The sequence below is a fragment of the Corynebacterium sp. 122RC1 genome (genome assembly GCF_024580955.1).
GTDB classification, from domain to species: domain Bacteria; phylum Actinomycetota; class Actinomycetes; order Mycobacteriales; family Mycobacteriaceae; genus Corynebacterium; species Corynebacterium kozikiae.
Genome location: NZ_JANIKD010000003.1, coordinates 153,031 through 168,061, shown reverse-complemented (window position 1 = coordinate 168,061; position 15,031 = coordinate 153,031). Strand labels below are relative to the sequence as shown.

13 protein-coding genes, 1 pseudogene and 1 riboswitch are annotated in these 15,031 nt (G+C 58.9%); of the genes and pseudogenes, 9 read left to right on the top strand and 5 right to left on the bottom strand.

Annotation, left to right across the window (positions count from 1 at the left end):
• Positions 1 to 50: 50 nt before the first annotated feature.
• The 3 genes and pseudogenes from NQ050_RS02630 to NQ050_RS02620 all read right to left on the bottom strand — a co-directional run.
• Positions 51 to 1,238: pseudogene (locus tag NQ050_RS02630) on the bottom strand (AI-2E family transporter); the annotation flags it as partial.
• A 164-nt stretch (positions 1,239 to 1,402) separates the two neighbouring features.
• Positions 1,403 to 1,573 carry a methionine/alanine import NSS transporter subunit MetS gene (gene metS, locus NQ050_RS02625; RefSeq protein ID WP_257037717.1) on the bottom strand — a complete coding sequence of 57 codons (171 nt, stop codon included), beginning with the start codon at positions 1,571 to 1,573 and terminating at the stop codon, positions 1,403 to 1,405.
• Between the two features lie 2 nt (positions 1,574 to 1,575).
• Positions 1,576 to 3,204, bottom strand: a complete 1,629-nt coding sequence (locus NQ050_RS02620) for a sodium-dependent transporter (RefSeq protein WP_257037716.1) — start codon at positions 3,202 to 3,204, stop codon at positions 1,576 to 1,578.
• 255 nt (positions 3,205 to 3,459) lie between these two features.
• On the opposite strand from NQ050_RS02620, the gene ychF reads away from it, so the two are divergent.
• From ychF to NQ050_RS02605, 3 genes are all read left to right on the top strand, one after another.
• On the top strand, positions 3,460 to 4,545 hold the full coding sequence (gene ychF / locus NQ050_RS02615) for a redox-regulated ATPase YchF (RefSeq protein ID WP_257037715.1): 1,086 nt from the start codon (positions 3,460 to 3,462) through the stop codon (positions 4,543 to 4,545).
• Between the two features lie 110 nt (positions 4,546 to 4,655).
• Positions 4,656 to 5,471 (top strand): helix-turn-helix transcriptional regulator, encoded by an 816-nt coding sequence (locus tag NQ050_RS02610; RefSeq protein WP_257037714.1) that lies wholly within the window; start codon positions 4,656 to 4,658, stop codon positions 5,469 to 5,471.
• Positions 5,472 to 5,728: 257 nt separating this feature from the next.
• The gene (locus NQ050_RS02605) at positions 5,729 to 7,174 is read left to right on the top strand and encodes an Abi family protein (RefSeq protein WP_257037713.1); all 1,446 of its coding nucleotides are present in this window, start codon (positions 5,729 to 5,731) and stop codon (positions 7,172 to 7,174) included.
• A gap of 208 nt (positions 7,175 to 7,382) precedes the next feature.
• Here NQ050_RS02605 and NQ050_RS02600 read toward each other — a convergent pair whose 3' ends face one another.
• Both NQ050_RS02600 and NQ050_RS02595 read right to left on the bottom strand, forming a co-directional pair.
• Positions 7,383 to 8,225: a patatin family protein gene (locus NQ050_RS02600; RefSeq protein ID WP_257037712.1), complete on the bottom strand. Its 843-nt coding sequence runs from the start codon at positions 8,223 to 8,225 to the stop codon at positions 7,383 to 7,385.
• Position 8,226: 1 nt separating this feature from the next.
• Entirely contained in the window at positions 8,227 to 9,138 is a 912-nt protein-coding gene (locus tag NQ050_RS02595) for a DUF808 domain-containing protein (RefSeq protein WP_257037711.1), read from the bottom strand.
• A 100-nt stretch (positions 9,139 to 9,238) separates the two neighbouring features.
• Here NQ050_RS02595 and zupT point away from each other — a divergent pair, with 100 nt between their 5' ends.
• The 6 genes from zupT (at position 9,239) to NQ050_RS02565 (ending at position 15,016) form a co-directional block, all read left to right on the top strand.
• On the top strand, positions 9,239 to 10,018 hold the full coding sequence (gene zupT, locus NQ050_RS02590; protein WP_257037710.1) for a zinc transporter ZupT: 780 nt from the start codon (positions 9,239 to 9,241) through the stop codon (positions 10,016 to 10,018).
• Positions 10,019 to 10,029: 11 nt separating this feature from the next.
• A riboswitch (TPP riboswitch) is annotated at positions 10,030 to 10,124 on the top strand.
• On the top strand, positions 10,114 to 10,695 hold the full coding sequence (locus NQ050_RS02585; protein WP_257037709.1) for an ECF transporter S component: 582 nt from the start codon (positions 10,114 to 10,116) through the stop codon (positions 10,693 to 10,695). It overlaps the preceding riboswitch by 11 nt.
• On the top strand, positions 10,695 to 12,014 hold the full coding sequence (locus NQ050_RS02580) for an ATP-binding cassette domain-containing protein (protein ID WP_257037754.1): 1,320 nt from the start codon (positions 10,695 to 10,697) through the stop codon (positions 12,012 to 12,014). Before NQ050_RS02585 ends, NQ050_RS02580 begins: the two co-directional genes overlap by 1 nt.
• Complete coding sequence (locus NQ050_RS02575; RefSeq protein ID WP_257037708.1) at positions 12,011 to 12,748, top strand: energy-coupling factor transporter transmembrane component T; 738 nt, start codon at positions 12,011 to 12,013, stop codon at positions 12,746 to 12,748. Before NQ050_RS02580 ends, NQ050_RS02575 begins: the two co-directional genes overlap by 4 nt.
• On the top strand, positions 12,745 to 13,191 hold the full coding sequence (locus NQ050_RS02570) for a hypothetical protein (protein WP_257037707.1): 447 nt from the start codon (positions 12,745 to 12,747) through the stop codon (positions 13,189 to 13,191). Before NQ050_RS02575 ends, NQ050_RS02570 begins: the two co-directional genes overlap by 4 nt.
• A gap of 232 nt (positions 13,192 to 13,423) precedes the next feature.
• Positions 13,424 to 15,016, top strand: a complete 1,593-nt coding sequence (locus NQ050_RS02565; protein ID WP_257037706.1) for an ABC transporter substrate-binding protein — start codon at positions 13,424 to 13,426, stop codon at positions 15,014 to 15,016.
• The last annotated feature ends 15 nt before the right edge of the window (positions 15,017 to 15,031 follow it).

Below are 15,031 nucleotides of genomic sequence, written 5' to 3'. Positions count from 1 at the left end.
AGGCGTCCGAACAATTGCGTGAAGCGATCAGAGGCATCGGTGATCCGGTTGCGCCTGGCGGCGCGAACTTTGCCGGCTTCCTCGCCGTATTTGCCGGACATCGAGCCGGCGAAGGTAGCGAACTCGATCTGGTCGGCCGTCTTTTCGCCACTTCGCAGCGCCGTCATGTCCTGGAGGTAGCGCAGCAGCACCGCAACCATGGCTGCAAACGGCACGGCCAGCAATGCACCCACGATCTGGAAGAGGCTGCCACCCACGGTCACTGAAAACAGAATGATCACAGGGTGCAGGTCCATCGCCTTGGACTGCAGCATAGGGGAGAGGATGTTGCCCTCTAGCTGCTGTACCACGATGATGATCACCAGCACGATGATCGCCTCGGTGACACCGAGTGACACCAGCGCCACCAGTACCGCCAGGAAGCCGGCAACGAAGGCGCCAACCAGCGGCACAAACCCGGCAATGAAGGTGAGCACCGCAAGCGCCAAAGCCATTGGTACGCCCACGATCACCAGGCCCAGGCCAATGAACACTGCGTCCACCAAACTCACGATGGCCTGCGCTCGGATGAAGCCGCCGAGGGTGATCCAAGACCTGGTGAGCCACTCAGTAAGGTGCCAGCCTGCGCGGCGGCCCACAACTGAGCGTAGCCACGGCAGGAAGCGGTCGCCGTCTTTGAGGAAGAAGAAGGTCAGTACCAGCACCATACCGAGGGTGACCAGTGCACTCGTGGCAGCGCCAATGCCTGAGAAGATTTCGCCCGCAATGGAGCCACTGCGCTGTTGCACCCATTGCACCGCGCGGTTGATTTGCTGGTTGAGTTCGTCAGCGTCCAGATTCAGTGGCGGGCCCTGTGCCCAGATCTGCAGCGTCTGGATTCCCTCGAACGCTTGGAAATACAGGGTTTGGGATTGCCGCCCAATGTCTGGGGCAATCATCCAAATGAGTGTGCCAAAGGCACCAAAGGAGGCCAGGATGGTGAGCAGGGCTGCCACACCGGGGTGTAAGCCGGCTTTCCGCAACGCTAAGGTGGGCGGCCACAAGACGGTGCACACAATCAGGGCCAAAATGAGCGGCAGCAGGCCGCGCCAGAATTGCTGGATCAGGTAGAAGCTGGCAAAGGTCGCGGCGGCAATAATCAGCAGGCGCAGGCTCCATTGCGCGAGGACCCGCACGCCGTCCGCGATCACCTCAGTGCGGTCAACCTCGCCACCTGCGGCCTCCAGTTCTTCAAACACCTGCTCCGCTTGCTCCGCCGAGGGAGAGTCGCTGGGATGCAAAAACGCCTCACGTTCCGCACCGGAATCCGCGTTGGTAGTAGCGCTCGAATTCGGGGCGTCTTCATGAGGCGTTTGAGGTGCATTGGGAGCGTTCACAGCTCACCATTTTGCACTATTGCGCACTATTTTGCTTCCTCCTGGGCAATGAGTACTTCATCGGTGGCGTACTCGGCATCACCGAGTTGGCCGGAGGTTTCATCAGGGTGCTTCATCAAGGAAGTGAGGGAGAAGGCGAACCCGCCCCAGATCACCACGATGAACAGCAGCATCATCATGATCGCCATACCGGACATGGTTATTTCTCCTCTCGAGTCTTGCGGTACTGCTCAACTGCAAAGCCGGCTACCCGCTGAGGGTCGTACTTGCGTGGCTTGCCAGGGATGCGGGTGAGCACTGGCTCCACGCCGAAGTCCGAGCCAGGAGGGCCGTCGATTGGGGTGTCTTTTGGCCAAGAGAGCATGCTCAGCACCAGCGATGCCACAACAATCAGGCCAATCACGCCCCAACCAAACCAACCAAGTTGGGTGGTGGTGTATCCACCGTAAGGTTCTGCTATCAGTCCGGCGATCTCCTGGAACAGCGTGAAACCGAGCACCAGGGTGGTCACGTTGATCACACAGATGCGCCAAATGGTGCCAACCTGGAAGGAAGACACCATGTTGAGGTGCGCTGAGAATTCCTCGATGCGGCGCAAAATCCAGTCGATCACGATGATGGAGATCAAGGCGATGGCCACGATGCCGATGTTGTTGGTGAACTTGTCCATGATATCCAGCGAGGCAAGCCCGGAGGTGGTGGAGAACAGCACCAAGGAAATCACGGCCATGAGCAAACCAGTTGCAATAGCGGTGGTTTTGCGCGGCAAGTTCAGCTTGTCCTTGACGGCGGAGACCACAACCTCGAACAGGGAGAACAGGGAGGTGAAGCCGGCGATTGTCAAGGAGCCAAAGAAGAGCACACCGAACAGCGCGCCAAACGGCATCTCATTGATCACGGCAGGGAAGGCTACAAAAGCCAGGCCAATACCGGAGGTAGCCACCTCATCCACGGCAACGCCTTGGCTCAGCGCCATGAAGCCCAACGTTGCAAACACGCCAATGCCTGCGAGCACTTCAAAGGAAGAGTTTGCGAACGCAGTGGTGAGCGCGGTACCAGTGAGATTGGAGCGCGGCTTGAGGTAGGAGGAGTAGGTGAGCATGATGCCGAAGCCCACTGAGAGGGAGAAGAAGATCTGGCCGTAGGCCGCAACCCAGACGGTGGGGTTCTTCAGTGCTTCCCAGTTCGGGGTAAAGAAGGCGTTGAGGCCATTGATTGCGCCATCCAAGAACAGCGCGCGCACCACCACGATGATAAACAGCACGGTGAGCAGCGGCATGAAGAACTTGGACACGCGGCCAATGCCAGCGTCCACGCCCATCGCCAAGACTACGATCGCTGCAATCCACACGAGTGCCAGGGCGAGGGTGATCGATGGCACGAAGTCTAAGGAGAACGCAGCGGTTTCATCGAATTGCAGGAAGTCTGCAAAGAAGTAGGTGTTGGTGTCCGCACCCCAGGCGCGGTTGAAGGACTTTACGGTGTAAATGGCGGCCCAAGCGATGATGGCGGCGTAGTACACGGTGATGAAGAAGCTGATTCCTACCTGGATCCAGCCCACAGCCTCAGCTTTCGGGTGGAAGCGGCGGAACACCAGTGGCGCGGAGCCGCGGTAGCGGTGGCCCAATGCAAAGTCGAGGAACAGCAGTGGGATGCCGGCGGTAAGAAGTGCCACGAAGTAGGGCACAAGGAATGCGCCGCCACCGTTTTCGTAAGCTACGTAGGGGAAGCGCCAAATGTTGCCCAAGCCCACAGCGGAACCGATAGCTGCGAGGATAAACACCCACCGTGAGGAGAATGTTTCGCGGCGCTGACTCTGAGTTTCCATGAGCCAACCTTTCAAATTAATGCTTTTTCAGGTTTCAGGCGCTTGCTCGGTGGTGCTTGGTGGGCTCCTGGGTAAGCGCGTGCCCTCACACAGTGGCCTGCGTGTAAGGGTGGTTGCAGGACTGTGAAGAGGTGAAGGTACGCCTAAAACTACTGTATAAACGGTTTTAATCCCAACAAGTGGGAAACCAAAAGTTGGGGGAGTGCGCAGTCCCGCGGGGAAAAGTGCAAGAAAAGATTGCTAGGATAGCCCCTTGTGAGTCTTACACTTGGTATCGTCGGCCTGCCTAACGTGGGCAAGTCCACCCTTTTCAATGCCCTTACCCGCAACGACGTCCTCGCGGCGAATTACCCCTTCGCCACGATCGAGCCCAACGTCGGTTTGGTGGAGCTGCCGGACACCCGCCTGAACCGGCTCGCCGAAATCTTCGGCTCTGAGCGAATCCTGCCCGCAACCGTCTCTTTTGTGGACATCGCCGGCATCGTGAAGGGCGCTTCCGAGGGCGAGGGCATGGGCAACGCCTTCCTGGCGAACATCCGCGAAGCCGATGCCATCTGCCAAGTTGTCCGCGCATTCGCCGATGACAACGTGATTCACGTGGACGGCAAGGTGGACCCCTCCACGGACATTTCCGTGATCAACACCGAGCTCATCCTCGCGGACCTGCAAACCATTGAGAAGGCGTTGCCGCGGCTGGAAAAGGACGCGAAGAAAAACAAAGACCTTGCTGAAGTGGTGTCCGCAACGCAAAAAGCCAAGGAAATCCTGGAGGATGACCGCACCCTGTTCTCCGCGGCCAAGAACGGCGAGATCGACCTCTCGCTCATCCGCGAACTGCACCTCATGACCGCCAAGCCGTTCCTCTACGTGTTCAACTCCGACGAGGAAGTGCTCACTGACGACGCGCGCAAGGCTGAACTTCGGGCACTGGTTGCTCCGGCGGATGCGGTGTTCTTGGATGCAAAGACGGAAACCGACTTGCTGGAGCTCGACGAAGAAGAAGCCATGGAACTGCTGGAGTCCGTTGGCCAAACCGAGCCTGGCTTGCACTCTCTGGCTAAGGCTGGCTTTGCCACTTTGGGCCTGCAGACCTACCTCACCGCCGGCCCCAAGGAAACGCGCGCCTGGACGATCCACAAGGGTGACACCGCCCCAAAGGCAGCCGGCGTCATTCACACCGATTTCGAGCGTGGCTTCATCAAGGCCGAGATCGTGTCCTTTGATGACCTCGACGCCGCCGGCTCCATGGCAGAAGCCCGAGCCCAAGGCAAGGTCCGCCAAGAAGGCAAGGACTATGTGATGGCTGACGGCGACGTGGTGGAGTTCAAGTTCAATGTGTAGCTAGGTGCTGTCGGTCGAGGCGGGGGCTCGACCAGGGTGCAATGCCTAGGAACCAGGCGCTTTACTAGCTGATGATTGACTACTTGCTGAGTACTCAGTATTCTGACGCTATGGGTGAACGTAGTGAACGTACTGAACGTCGTATTGAACTTGAACTGACCCAAGCCGACGCAGCTCGACAGGCTAAGGTCTCTCTCGCGACTTGGCGACGCTGGGAATCTGACCCTGACTCGGTTAGTGTGAAAACTCGGATCGCTTGTGGGGACGTTCTCGAGGGTACTTCTGCGTTCGAGCGAGCGCTCGTAAAATCGGCTGAGGCGTTCACGAGTTCATGGCGAAATTCGCCTCGGCTTACGCCACGGCAAGCTTATGCAATAGCTGTCGAGCTGGACAGTTGGGCCGATGGTGAGATTGCGGAGTGGCTGCAGGATCCGAGTGCACCACTCCACGAAGTTGCTCCTTTTTGCCATTTCGATCTTCGCGTCATGATGCTTGTGGGGGAGAATCGGGCCTGGGTAGAAGGTGTCAAGCAACGCTGCCGAGTCATCTCAAACGAAATCGAGGCGGGCACGCTTCCCTTTGACCGTACAGGGCCTCTAATCGACGAGATTCTGATCGGCGCAGCACTCGATGGTGCGCAGTCGTTGCTAAAGGACATGCCTGAACTCTTCGAACGGATCCCGTCGCAGGGTGCCGTCGATGATGATGACGACTTTTACCTGATCGGGGACGACGACTGGGACGTTGTATCGGATGGTTTCGATGATATCTGTAGATGGGACGAATGGGAGGTTCCGATCCTACAAGGGCACCCGCTTCTTCCTGCTATTCTGGCCGAACGTCACCCATTCACTTGGTTCGATGGGGGCGAGGCCTCCGGGAGAGGCTACTTACAGCGACTATCAGGTCTGGTTGTCGATGAATAAACCTACGGCGCGGTGCATCGCATTGAACCACCAGGTAGAGCTGACCCGCTTCCTTGACCTGAAGCGGGCACAGGGTGTAGACTTGAACCAACACGACAGGCTTGCTTCTCGCGATGAGACGCGGGTCTGTTCTTTTTTGTCCGCGCCCCGGTGTCTGGGGACACGAGGGTGATGATTGCGTGACGACTCCGGATAGTTCTTATGCGAAACCTTTTCTAAGTGTCCCCGAACAGATTCGCCGACTACGTTCGCGTGGCATGGACTGCGGCGATGACGTGTACGCGTCCAGCATCCTCGAAAAATACGGATATTATCGGCTCTCGGGGTACTGGCACATCTACCGTGACCCCCCTGAGCCTCCTGGACCCCGGTTCAATGATGCTGGCCAAGAGATCCGTCTGGACACGTTCTTACCTGGGACCAGCCTAACCCGTGTCGTGGCGCTCTATGAGTTTGATCACGAGCTCCGCGGCAGGCTCGGGGACGCGCTCAGTATCATCGAGACGGCGTTCCGTTTTTTCATCGGTCACCGACTCGGTAGGATCGGCACATTCGCGCACCGCGATCCTGAGGCTTTAGGCGCAATGACGCGGGCTCCACAAGAGTCACCGCTGCTGCGCACTGTACCGACCACCGCTTACTGCGAATGGCTCGAAGAATACGACCGCCACGAGAGACGCGCGAAAGGAGACTTCGTTCTTCACTTTCGTGAGCATTACGGCCCTCACTTACCGATTTGGGTGGCCACGGAGGTGATGTCATTCGGACTGCTGAGTAACCTTTACAAACTAATGCCACAGTCTGACCAGGAGATTCTCGCTGCACGCTTCCAAGTCCACTCCGCCGATGGTCGTGGAGATCGCGGCGCACTGGCCAACTGGCTTAATTCCCTCAGACAGTTGCGCAACATTTGCGCTCACTATGGCCGTGTGTGGAATCGCGCTTTTGACGTCCTAATTGACGCGCCCGGTCAGGCACGCAAAAGCAACGAGGATCTCCTTGCTCCGCTCGTTGATAATAGGGTGAACAACAAGCTCTACGGCGTGCTCCTTGTGATGAGATACCTTCTGTTGAGCATCGATCCCGCTGACAACAGCGTGGCGGACCTCGTTAGATATATCGAGCAGCGGTCCCGCGACCTTGGTTTTGGCATCGGGCAACTGGGATTCCCACAAAATTGGATGCAGAACCCCCTTTGGGATAGGGGTTTTCACATTGATCGTGGACCAATGGTTGCCGCTAGTTTGCTTGACCGAGTAGACATCCTCACTGCGGCTCAAACTCGTGCAACTCTTACTTTTGCGGAGCCGAGGCCCACGGCGAAGTCTCGCACACCCGAACAGTGGGCAGCAGCTAAACGGGCAGCTCAGAAAAGCCTTCTTCGCGCATACCGCAGCCATGAAGTAGTCATTGAGGTTGAATTAGGAGGCCTGAGGTATTATCCCTCCTTCCAGTTCCGCGGCGGAAAGATCATTGACGCCCTTGCTGAGATCAACAAAGAGCTCCTCTCTTCGTGCACACACCTGAATGGGACTGACAAAGCGAGGGCGCTGCTGGACTGGTGGCAGACTCCACTTCCAAACCTGGTTACAAACGCGATTGGGGGCAACCAGTCACCGCTCCACCTGTTGAACCAGGTCCCGGAAGCACAGTTCGAGGCGATAGTGCAAGAGGCGGGCGCACTGAAGACTTTCAATCCGTAGGCGTGCCTGCTTCTTTGATCGAGCATCTGATGGCCTACAGACTATTGGAGGAATGCATACTGAAATACTTGCCGGGTGTTTTGCTATTGCGCACGAATTCTGGATCAACTCACGTTGCCTGAGCCACACGAGCCGGCGGCAGATAAAAATTGTAGATCATCTGTATCAGCAAAACTTGGTGGAGCTTAGATTGAACGAGTTTCGCAGTTCATACCCACCCGAGCAGGGCATCAATTTCGCGTTTCGCCTGTTCAGCGCCGGCTTCGTAGTTTGCCTGCAGCTTTGCTAATTTGCGCTCGGAGTTGCCGATCAACATGCGCTCCGGGTAATACACATACGCCGCGCCGCTTTGCTCCAGTGCGTCGATCTCATCGGCGGTGGCGTTGTACCGCTCGTGGCGAGTGCTCACAGCGCGCGCAACCGCGGGGTAGCGGCGCAGCACTCGCCCAGCGGAGCTCGGCTTCCGACGAAACCCGCGAGGCCGCGAACGCAGCACCACAAAACGCTCGTAGCCAGCCTCTTTGGCCGCGTCTAGGGCCAGGCCGCCGGAGGCGCCAAGGGCGCCATCAACATATGGCACGCCATCAATGTGGGTGATCGGCATGAACAGGGGCATGGTGGAGCTTGCGCGTACGCGAACCACAAGATCGTCTACGGTGGGGCAGTCTTGTTTGCCCCAATGCACTGTCTCCCCGGTGTCCGCGCGCATTGCACTGATGTCCATTGCGCTGGGATGCTGCCGGAATGCCTCAAAGTTGAAGGGGTAGGGCCCTTTGGTGGATTCCTCGTAGATGAAGCGCGAGTTGAAATACCCTTGGCCGCGCAGCCAAGAACCAAAGCCCCCTGCCCGCGGGTCTACCACCATGTCGATGAAGCTGGCTTTGGCCCGCTCCGCATCCCTGGATAAGTACGCTACGGCCAGCGACGAGCCCGCACTGATCCCCGCAACCATCCCGAAGTCCTGGCGCGCGTCGATAAGCAGCTCCACCAGGGGTGCCAGGTAGCTGTTTCGCGTGCCGCCGCCTTCAATGATCAGCGCAGTGCCGCTCATGTTAGTGCTTCTTGTGCGGAATGAAGTGCATGATGGCCACTACGATCGCGCCCACGATGAGGCCGAAGATGAGGGAGAAGAACGTGTCTACCAGCCACATCACAAAACCGCCCAGGTGCTCCACCTTGTCCGTCATGGAGTGGACAAAGCCGTAGGGAGCGTGCCAGCCGAGCTCGTCGAGGCCCACGAGGAGGATGTGGCCGCCAACCCAGAGCATGGCGAACATGCCGATGAATGCAATGACCTTGAGCACCTTTGGCATTGCGGAAACCAGGCCGCGGCCAAAGCGCTGAGCAGCTCCGCTTTCTTTCTTGGTGAGCGCCAGACCCATGTCATCCATCTTGACCAGCAGCGCCACGGCGCCGTAGACGCCCACGGTTACCGCGATTGCCACGGTGATCAGCACGGCAGCTTCCATCCAGATGGTTTGGTCAGCCACCTCGTTGAGGGAGATCGCCATGATTTCCGCGGAAAGGATGAGGTCCGTGGTGATTGCGCCGCGGACCAGCGAGTCTTCGTCCTTGGCGCCTGCCTCGTCCTCTTTTTCATGCTGCTGGCCGGAGACCAGCTCCCACACTTTCTCTGCACCCTCAAAGGCCAGGTACACGCCGCCCACCATCAGGATCGGGGTGAGCGCCCACGGTGCGATGGCGTTCAACACCAACGCGATGGGGAGGATGATCACGAGCTTGTTGAACATCGAGCCCTTGGCGATACGCCAAATGATCGGCAGCTCGCGGGCGGGCTGCACGCCCTGCACGAAACGCGGGGTCACGGCGGCGTCGTCTACCACCACACCCGCAGCTTTCGCGGAAGTTTTTGCGGCAGCGGCCGCCACATCGTCAACGTTTGCCGCTGCGGTGCGCGCGATCAGCGCGACGTCATCAAGCAGGGCAGCGAGTCCACCGGCCATAACAATTACATCCCATCTTGAAGGTGATTCGTCCCGCTCATTCTATGCGTTGGGAAAGCAGATTCCTCATAGAGCGCACTCTTTGTGATGTAATTGCGGAATGGAAGTCTTGTTTGCGTTTGGTCTCACCTTGTTTGCGGGGCTTTCCACGGGGATTGGCGGGGCAATTGGCGTTGCCACCAAAAGGTCCACTGACCGTTTCCTCGCCGCCACGTTGGGGTTTTCCGCCGGAGTGATGCTCTACGTCTCCTTCATGGAGATCTTGCCCAAGGCCACCGAGGAACTGGGCGCTGCATTGGGGGAGGTGCCCGGGAACTGGGCAGCGGTAGCATGTTTCTTTGCCGGGATTTTGCTGATCGCTGTGATCGACCGCCTGGTTCCCACGGCCATCAATCCACATGAGCGGCAGGGGGTGGAGCAGCGTAAGCGCGCCATGAAGCAGATGGGTGTGCTCACCGCCATCGCAATTGGTATTCACAACTTTCCGGAGGGCTTTGCCACCTTCCTGGCGGGCCTTACAGACCTGTCTATTGCATTGCCCGTGGCCGTTGCTATTGCAATTCACAACATCCCGGAGGGTATTGCGGTGGCTGTGCCCATGCGGGAGGCAACCGGGTCCAGGAAAGCGGGCTTTTGGTGGGCGTTCATCTCCGGCCTTGCGGAGCCCGCGGGGGCACTCGTTGGATACCTTATTCTCTTGCCATTTTTGGGTCCGGTTGCGCTGGGGGTGGCGTTTGGCATGGTGGCAGGCATCATGGTGTTTATCTGCCTGGACGAGCTTCTGCCTACCGCGGTGGCCACAGGCAAACACCACACCGCTATTTACGGGCTGATCGGGGGCATGGCAGTGATGGCGCTTTCACTGCTTTTGTTCCTGTGATATAAACATGAAATTAGTTCTACGGGTGCTCAAAAAGTGGGCTGAGAAAGACCGTTGAACCTGATCCGGGTAATACCGGCGATAGGGAGTGAACGATGCAACGTTGGCGTGTTATTGATATCCTCATTGCTTCCGTTTTGGGCATTGCCTGCGGATTGCTGTTTTGGATTTGGAATTCTATTGGCTACGCGTGGTACACCGCCGCGGACGCGTTAACACCTGGTTTCGGGGGTATAGCCACTGGCATTTGGCTGATCGGCGGGCCAATTGGTGCCCTGGTGATTCGCAAGCCGGGTGCCGCGATATATGTTGAGGTGCTGGCAGCCGCGGTGAGTGCGGCGATTGGCAACCAGTGGGGGATTGAAACCCTGTATTCGGGTCTTGCCCAGGGCATTGGTGCCGAGATCCTCTTCTTGATCTTCGCGTACCGCCGCTTTGGCCTGGTTGTTGCGGCGCTTTCCGGCGTCGGTGCCGCTGTAGGTGCCTTCCTGCTGGAGCTTGTGACCAGCGCAAATTACGCAAAGTCCTTGGCTTTCAATCTCACCTACCTCTCCACGATGGCCATTTCCGGCATCATCCTCGCCGGTGGTCTGGCGTACTTCTTGGTCAAGGCTTTGGCCGCGACTGGCGCCTTGGACCGTTTCGCCGCAGGCCGTGAGGCGCGGGAACTGGTGTGATCCCTGGTGAAGTTGTAGCGCTTGGCTATGGGTACCGCCATGCCAGCCGCAAAAACCCTGCATTCACGGGGCTAGACTTCCATATTCGCCCAGGCCAGCGAGTGCTGCTGCTGGGGCCCTCCGGAGCGGGCAAATCAACACTCCTCGCTGCAATAGCGGGGCTTGACGACGAAGGCGAGCACTTCGGCAAAATCGCAGCTACCGGCACCGTTGGCATGGTGCTTCAGGACCCCGACTCCCAGGTGATCGCTTCCAAGGTTGGCGACGACGTGGCCTTTGGCTGCGAAAACCTCCAGGTGCCGCGAGAGGAAATCTGGCGCAGGGTGCCGCTTGCCCTGCAGAAGGTGGGCCTGGACCTGCCGCTAGACCACCCAACAGCGCAGCTTTCCGGCGGCCAAAAGCAGCGTCTCGCGCTGGCAGGGGTCCTCGCGATGGGGGCTGACATCGTTCTGCTGGACGAACCAACTGCGAACCTCGACCCCACGGGAGTGGAAGAAGTGGTGCGAGCGGTGGCTGCGGTGGATGCCACTGTCATCATTGTGGAACACCGGGTGTCTACCTGGATTGAGCAGGTAGGCACCCTCATGGTGCTCACTGAAACTGGCTCCGTGATCATGGGGCCGCCGGAAGAGATCTTGGCTGAGCACGGGCAATGGCTTGCTGAGCAAGGCGTGTGGATCCCCGGGCAGGACCCGCATTTTCCGCCTGCGATTGCTAAGGATGCTCCCGCTGTGATTGAAACCCAGGACCTCGTGGTCGGGTGGGACGCTCCGGTGACCGGGCCTTTGAATCTCCACTTCCCTGAAGGAGTTTCAACGGTGATCACTGGGCCAAACGGTGCGGGAAAATCAACCCTGCTGCTCACGCTCGCCGGATTGCTACCACCACAAAGTGGCCAGGTCCGCGTGAACCTGGATTTGGGGCCGGACCCGTGGAAGTGGAAGTCGGCTCAGCTTGCCCAGCGTTTTGGTTATGTGTTCCAAGACCCTGAGCACCAATTCGTGACGGCGTCGGTAGAAGATGAGCTAGGGGGACAGGGCGGTGACCTCCTTGCCCGTTTGGGTCTTGCACACCTGGGCAAAGCGAATCCTTTTACGCTCTCCGGTGGGCAAAAGCGCAGGCTGTCCGTTGCCACCTGTTTGGTGAATTCTCCGAAAGTGGTGTTTTTGGACGAGCCCACGTTTGGCCAGGATCGTACTACCTTCCGCGAGCTCGTGGGCCTGCTGCGTGAGCTCACAGACAGGGGCACAACGGTGATTTCCATTAGTCACGATCCCTTGTACTGCCGCGCGATGGGGGACAAGGTGGTGGCGCTGTGAACCCCTTGGTAAGGATCATTGGGCTCGCGGTGCTCACCACGCCATTGCTGCTGAGCGTGGATGTTGTCTCTGCGGTGGTGGCGCTCACGTGTACGGTGCTGTGCGCACCACTGTTGGGCGTCGGCTGGGCAACGCTTCTGCGCCGCGGCGTGCCGATCTTAGTGGCTACGCCGATCGCAGGTATTTCGATGGCGCTCTACGGACGGCCTGAGGGCAGGGAGTACGCGTCGTTTCTCTTTGCCCACATCACGGACAATTCCCTGCAGTTGGCACTCGCGATTATGGTTCGTGTGCTCGCCGTGGGCCTGCCGGTGGTGGTGCTGCTCGGAAACATCGACCCCACTCGCCTCGGCGACGCCCTCGCGCAAATCCTCAAGCTCCCGAGCCGCTTCGTGATCGCCGCTGTGGCCTCCACCCGTTTGATTTCGCTCTTTCAGCGCGATTGGCAGTCCCTTGCACGTGCCCGCCGAGCCCGCGGCATCGCGGATCAGGGCCGCATTAAAAACGCTTTCTCCATGGCATTTGGCCTGTTGGTGTTGGCGCTGCGCAGGGGGTCGAAGCTGGCCACCGCCATGGAGGCCCGTGGTTTTGGGCGTTCCTCTACTCGCACCTTCGCCCGGCCTTCCTCCTTCGCCGCCGTTGATTACGCGCTCATCGCTGGTTGCGCCGCCATTTCCACCACCGCCCTCACCACTGCGGTGCTCACAGGCTCCTTCCGGTTCCTCGGCGCATGATTGTGCTTATCGACGGGCCATCGGGCGCCGGGAAAACAACGTTCGCTGGGCAGCTTGGGGCGGTGCTTAGCTGGCCCGTGGTTCACCTGGATGATTTTTATCCCGGTTGGGGTGGTCTTGCAGCTGCGCGTGACATGGTGGTGCGAGACGTCCTGGGGAGGCGGGGTTTCTGGCGTTGGGATTGGGAACAAAACGTTCGCGGTGAGTGGGTGGATCTTGACTACGAGCATCTCATCATTGAGGGGGTGGGGGCGATATCTTCGGAGTCCCTGGACGCGGGGGAGACGTTCGCAGTGGTGCTCACTGCCCCCGAACAGGTGCGCCGGGAACGTGCCTTGGCTCGTGATCCCTATTACAAACCTTATTGGGAGATGTGGGCTTGCCAAGAAAAGGAGCATTTCGCGCAGTTGCCGTGGGAAAGGGTGCATGTGATTCGGGGGTAGGGAAATGTACCCCTGTAGTGGCTTTTTGTGGGAATAGTGGCCAATGGCTCAGGATTCCCGGGTTTACGCCCGTGAGCTGCGGCGATGGGTGAAATGAACTCTAGGTAAACGGCGCATTTCCTGCTGTTTGATAGTTATTGTGATGTGTTTTGGACCCTCACCGGCTTGCATGACGTACGTCACGCATTATTATCCCTCTTGTCCCGTAGTTCATAGAGAATGAGGTTCACTTATGACCCTGAAGAAGACCTTTGCGGTGGGCATGTCCGCCGCCCTGGCACTTGGCCTTGCCGCTTGCTCCAGCAACAACTCGGAGAACGCTGCATCCTCGGATTCCGGCACGAACTACGTGTTGGCGAACGGTTCTGAGCCACAGAACCCACTGATCCCAGCGAACACCAACGAGACCGGCGGCGGCCGCATTGTGGACCTCATCTACTCCGGCCTCGTTTACTACGATTCCGAAGGCCAGGCTCACAACGAGCTCGCCGAGTCCATCGAGCTCGAAGGCGAGAAGACCTACCGCATCACGCTGATCGAGGGTGCTACCTTCGCAGACGGCACTGCGATCACCGCCGAGCACTTTGTGAACACCTGGAACCACGCAGTGCGTGAGTCCCTGCTCAACGCTTACTTCTTCGAGCCAATCCTCGGCTACGAAGAGGGCGCAGAATCCATGGAGGGTCTCCAGGTTGTGGATGAGCGCACCTTCACCGTTGAGCTCACCCAGCCAGAGTCTGACTTCCCAACTCGACTTGGCTACTCCGCGTTCTACCCACTGCCTGCAGAGGCGCTTGAGGACTACGCGGCATTCGGCGAGAACCCAGTGGGCAACGGCCCTTACAAGCTGCTCGAGTGGAACCACAACTCTGACCTCACCATCGTTCCAAACGAGAACTACGACGGCCCACGTGCCGCTCAGAACGACGGCGTGAAGTTCGTCTTCTACGCTTCCCAGGACGCTGCGTACGCAGACCTGCTGGCCGGCAACCTGGACGTGCTCGACGCAGTGCCAGACTCCGCATTCTCCCAGTTCGAGTCCGAGCTCGGTGACCGCGCTGTGAACCAGCCTGCGGCTATCTTCCAGTCCTTCACCATCCCTGAGAAGCTGGAGCACTTCTCCGGCGAAGAGGGCGTGCTGCGCCGCCAGGCAATCTCCCTGGCTATCGACCGCAACGAGGTGACCGACAAGATCTTCCAGGGCACCCGCACCCCAGCAACCGACTTCTCCTCCCCAGTGGTGGACGGCTACTCCGATGCCATCGAGGGCAACGACGTGCTGGAGTTCAACCCAGAGCGTGCACGCGAGCTGTGGGCACAGGCTGACGCCATTTCCCCATGGTCCGGTGAGTTCACCCTCTCCTACAACTCCGACGGTGGCCACCAGGCATGGGTTGACGCTGTGACCAACCAGCTCAAGAACAACCTGGGCATCGACGCGATCGGCAACCCTTACCCAGATTTCAAGTCCCTGCGTGACGACGTCACCAACCGCACCATCTCCGGTGCATTCCGTACCGGCTGGCAGGCAGACTACCCACTGGTCTCCAACTTCCTGGTTCCGCTCTACGCAACCGGCGCAAGCTCCAACGACGGTGACTACAGCAACGCAGAGTTCGACGCACTCCTCAAGGAAGCTGCAAACGCTGACTCCCCAGAAGCAGGCATCGCTCTCTACCAGCAGGCACAGGCAATCCTGATGCGCGAGCTGCCTTCCATCCCACTGTGGTACTCCAACGTGACCGGTGGCTCCTCTGAGGCTGTCTCTGGCGTGGTCTTCACCTGGAAGTCCGTACCTGAGTACCAGTCCATCACCAAGAGCTAAATAGCGTCCTCACCC

Excerpts from the sequence above, each read along its gene's own strand:
- NQ050_RS02565 (WP_257037706.1), top strand. The coding sequence starts at position 13,424 with ATGACCCTGAAGAAGACCTTTGCGGTGGGCATGTCCGCCGCCCTGGCA.
- NQ050_RS02595 (WP_257037711.1), bottom strand. The coding sequence starts at position 9,138 with ATGGCCGGTGGACTCGCTGCCCTGCTTGATGACGTCGCGCTGATCGCG.
- zupT (WP_257037710.1), top strand. The coding sequence starts at position 9,239 with ATGGAAGTCTTGTTTGCGTTTGGTCTCACCTTGTTTGCGGGGCTTTCC.
- NQ050_RS02600 (WP_257037712.1), bottom strand. The coding sequence starts at position 8,225 with ATGAGCGGCACTGCGCTGATCATTGAAGGCGGCGGCACGCGAAACAGC.
- metS (WP_257037717.1), bottom strand. The coding sequence starts at position 1,573 with ATGTCCGGTATGGCGATCATGATGATGCTGCTGTTCATCGTGGTGATC.
- NQ050_RS02585 (WP_257037709.1), top strand. The coding sequence starts at position 10,114 with ATGCAACGTTGGCGTGTTATTGATATCCTCATTGCTTCCGTTTTGGGC.
- NQ050_RS02620 (WP_257037716.1), bottom strand. The coding sequence starts at position 3,204 with ATGGAAACTCAGAGTCAGCGCCGCGAAACATTCTCCTCACGGTGGGTG.
- NQ050_RS02570 (WP_257037707.1), top strand. The coding sequence starts at position 12,745 with ATGATTGTGCTTATCGACGGGCCATCGGGCGCCGGGAAAACAACGTTC.
- NQ050_RS02610 (WP_257037714.1), top strand. The coding sequence starts at position 4,656 with ATGGGTGAACGTAGTGAACGTACTGAACGTCGTATTGAACTTGAACTG.
- NQ050_RS02605 (WP_257037713.1), top strand. The coding sequence starts at position 5,729 with ATGGACTGCGGCGATGACGTGTACGCGTCCAGCATCCTCGAAAAATAC.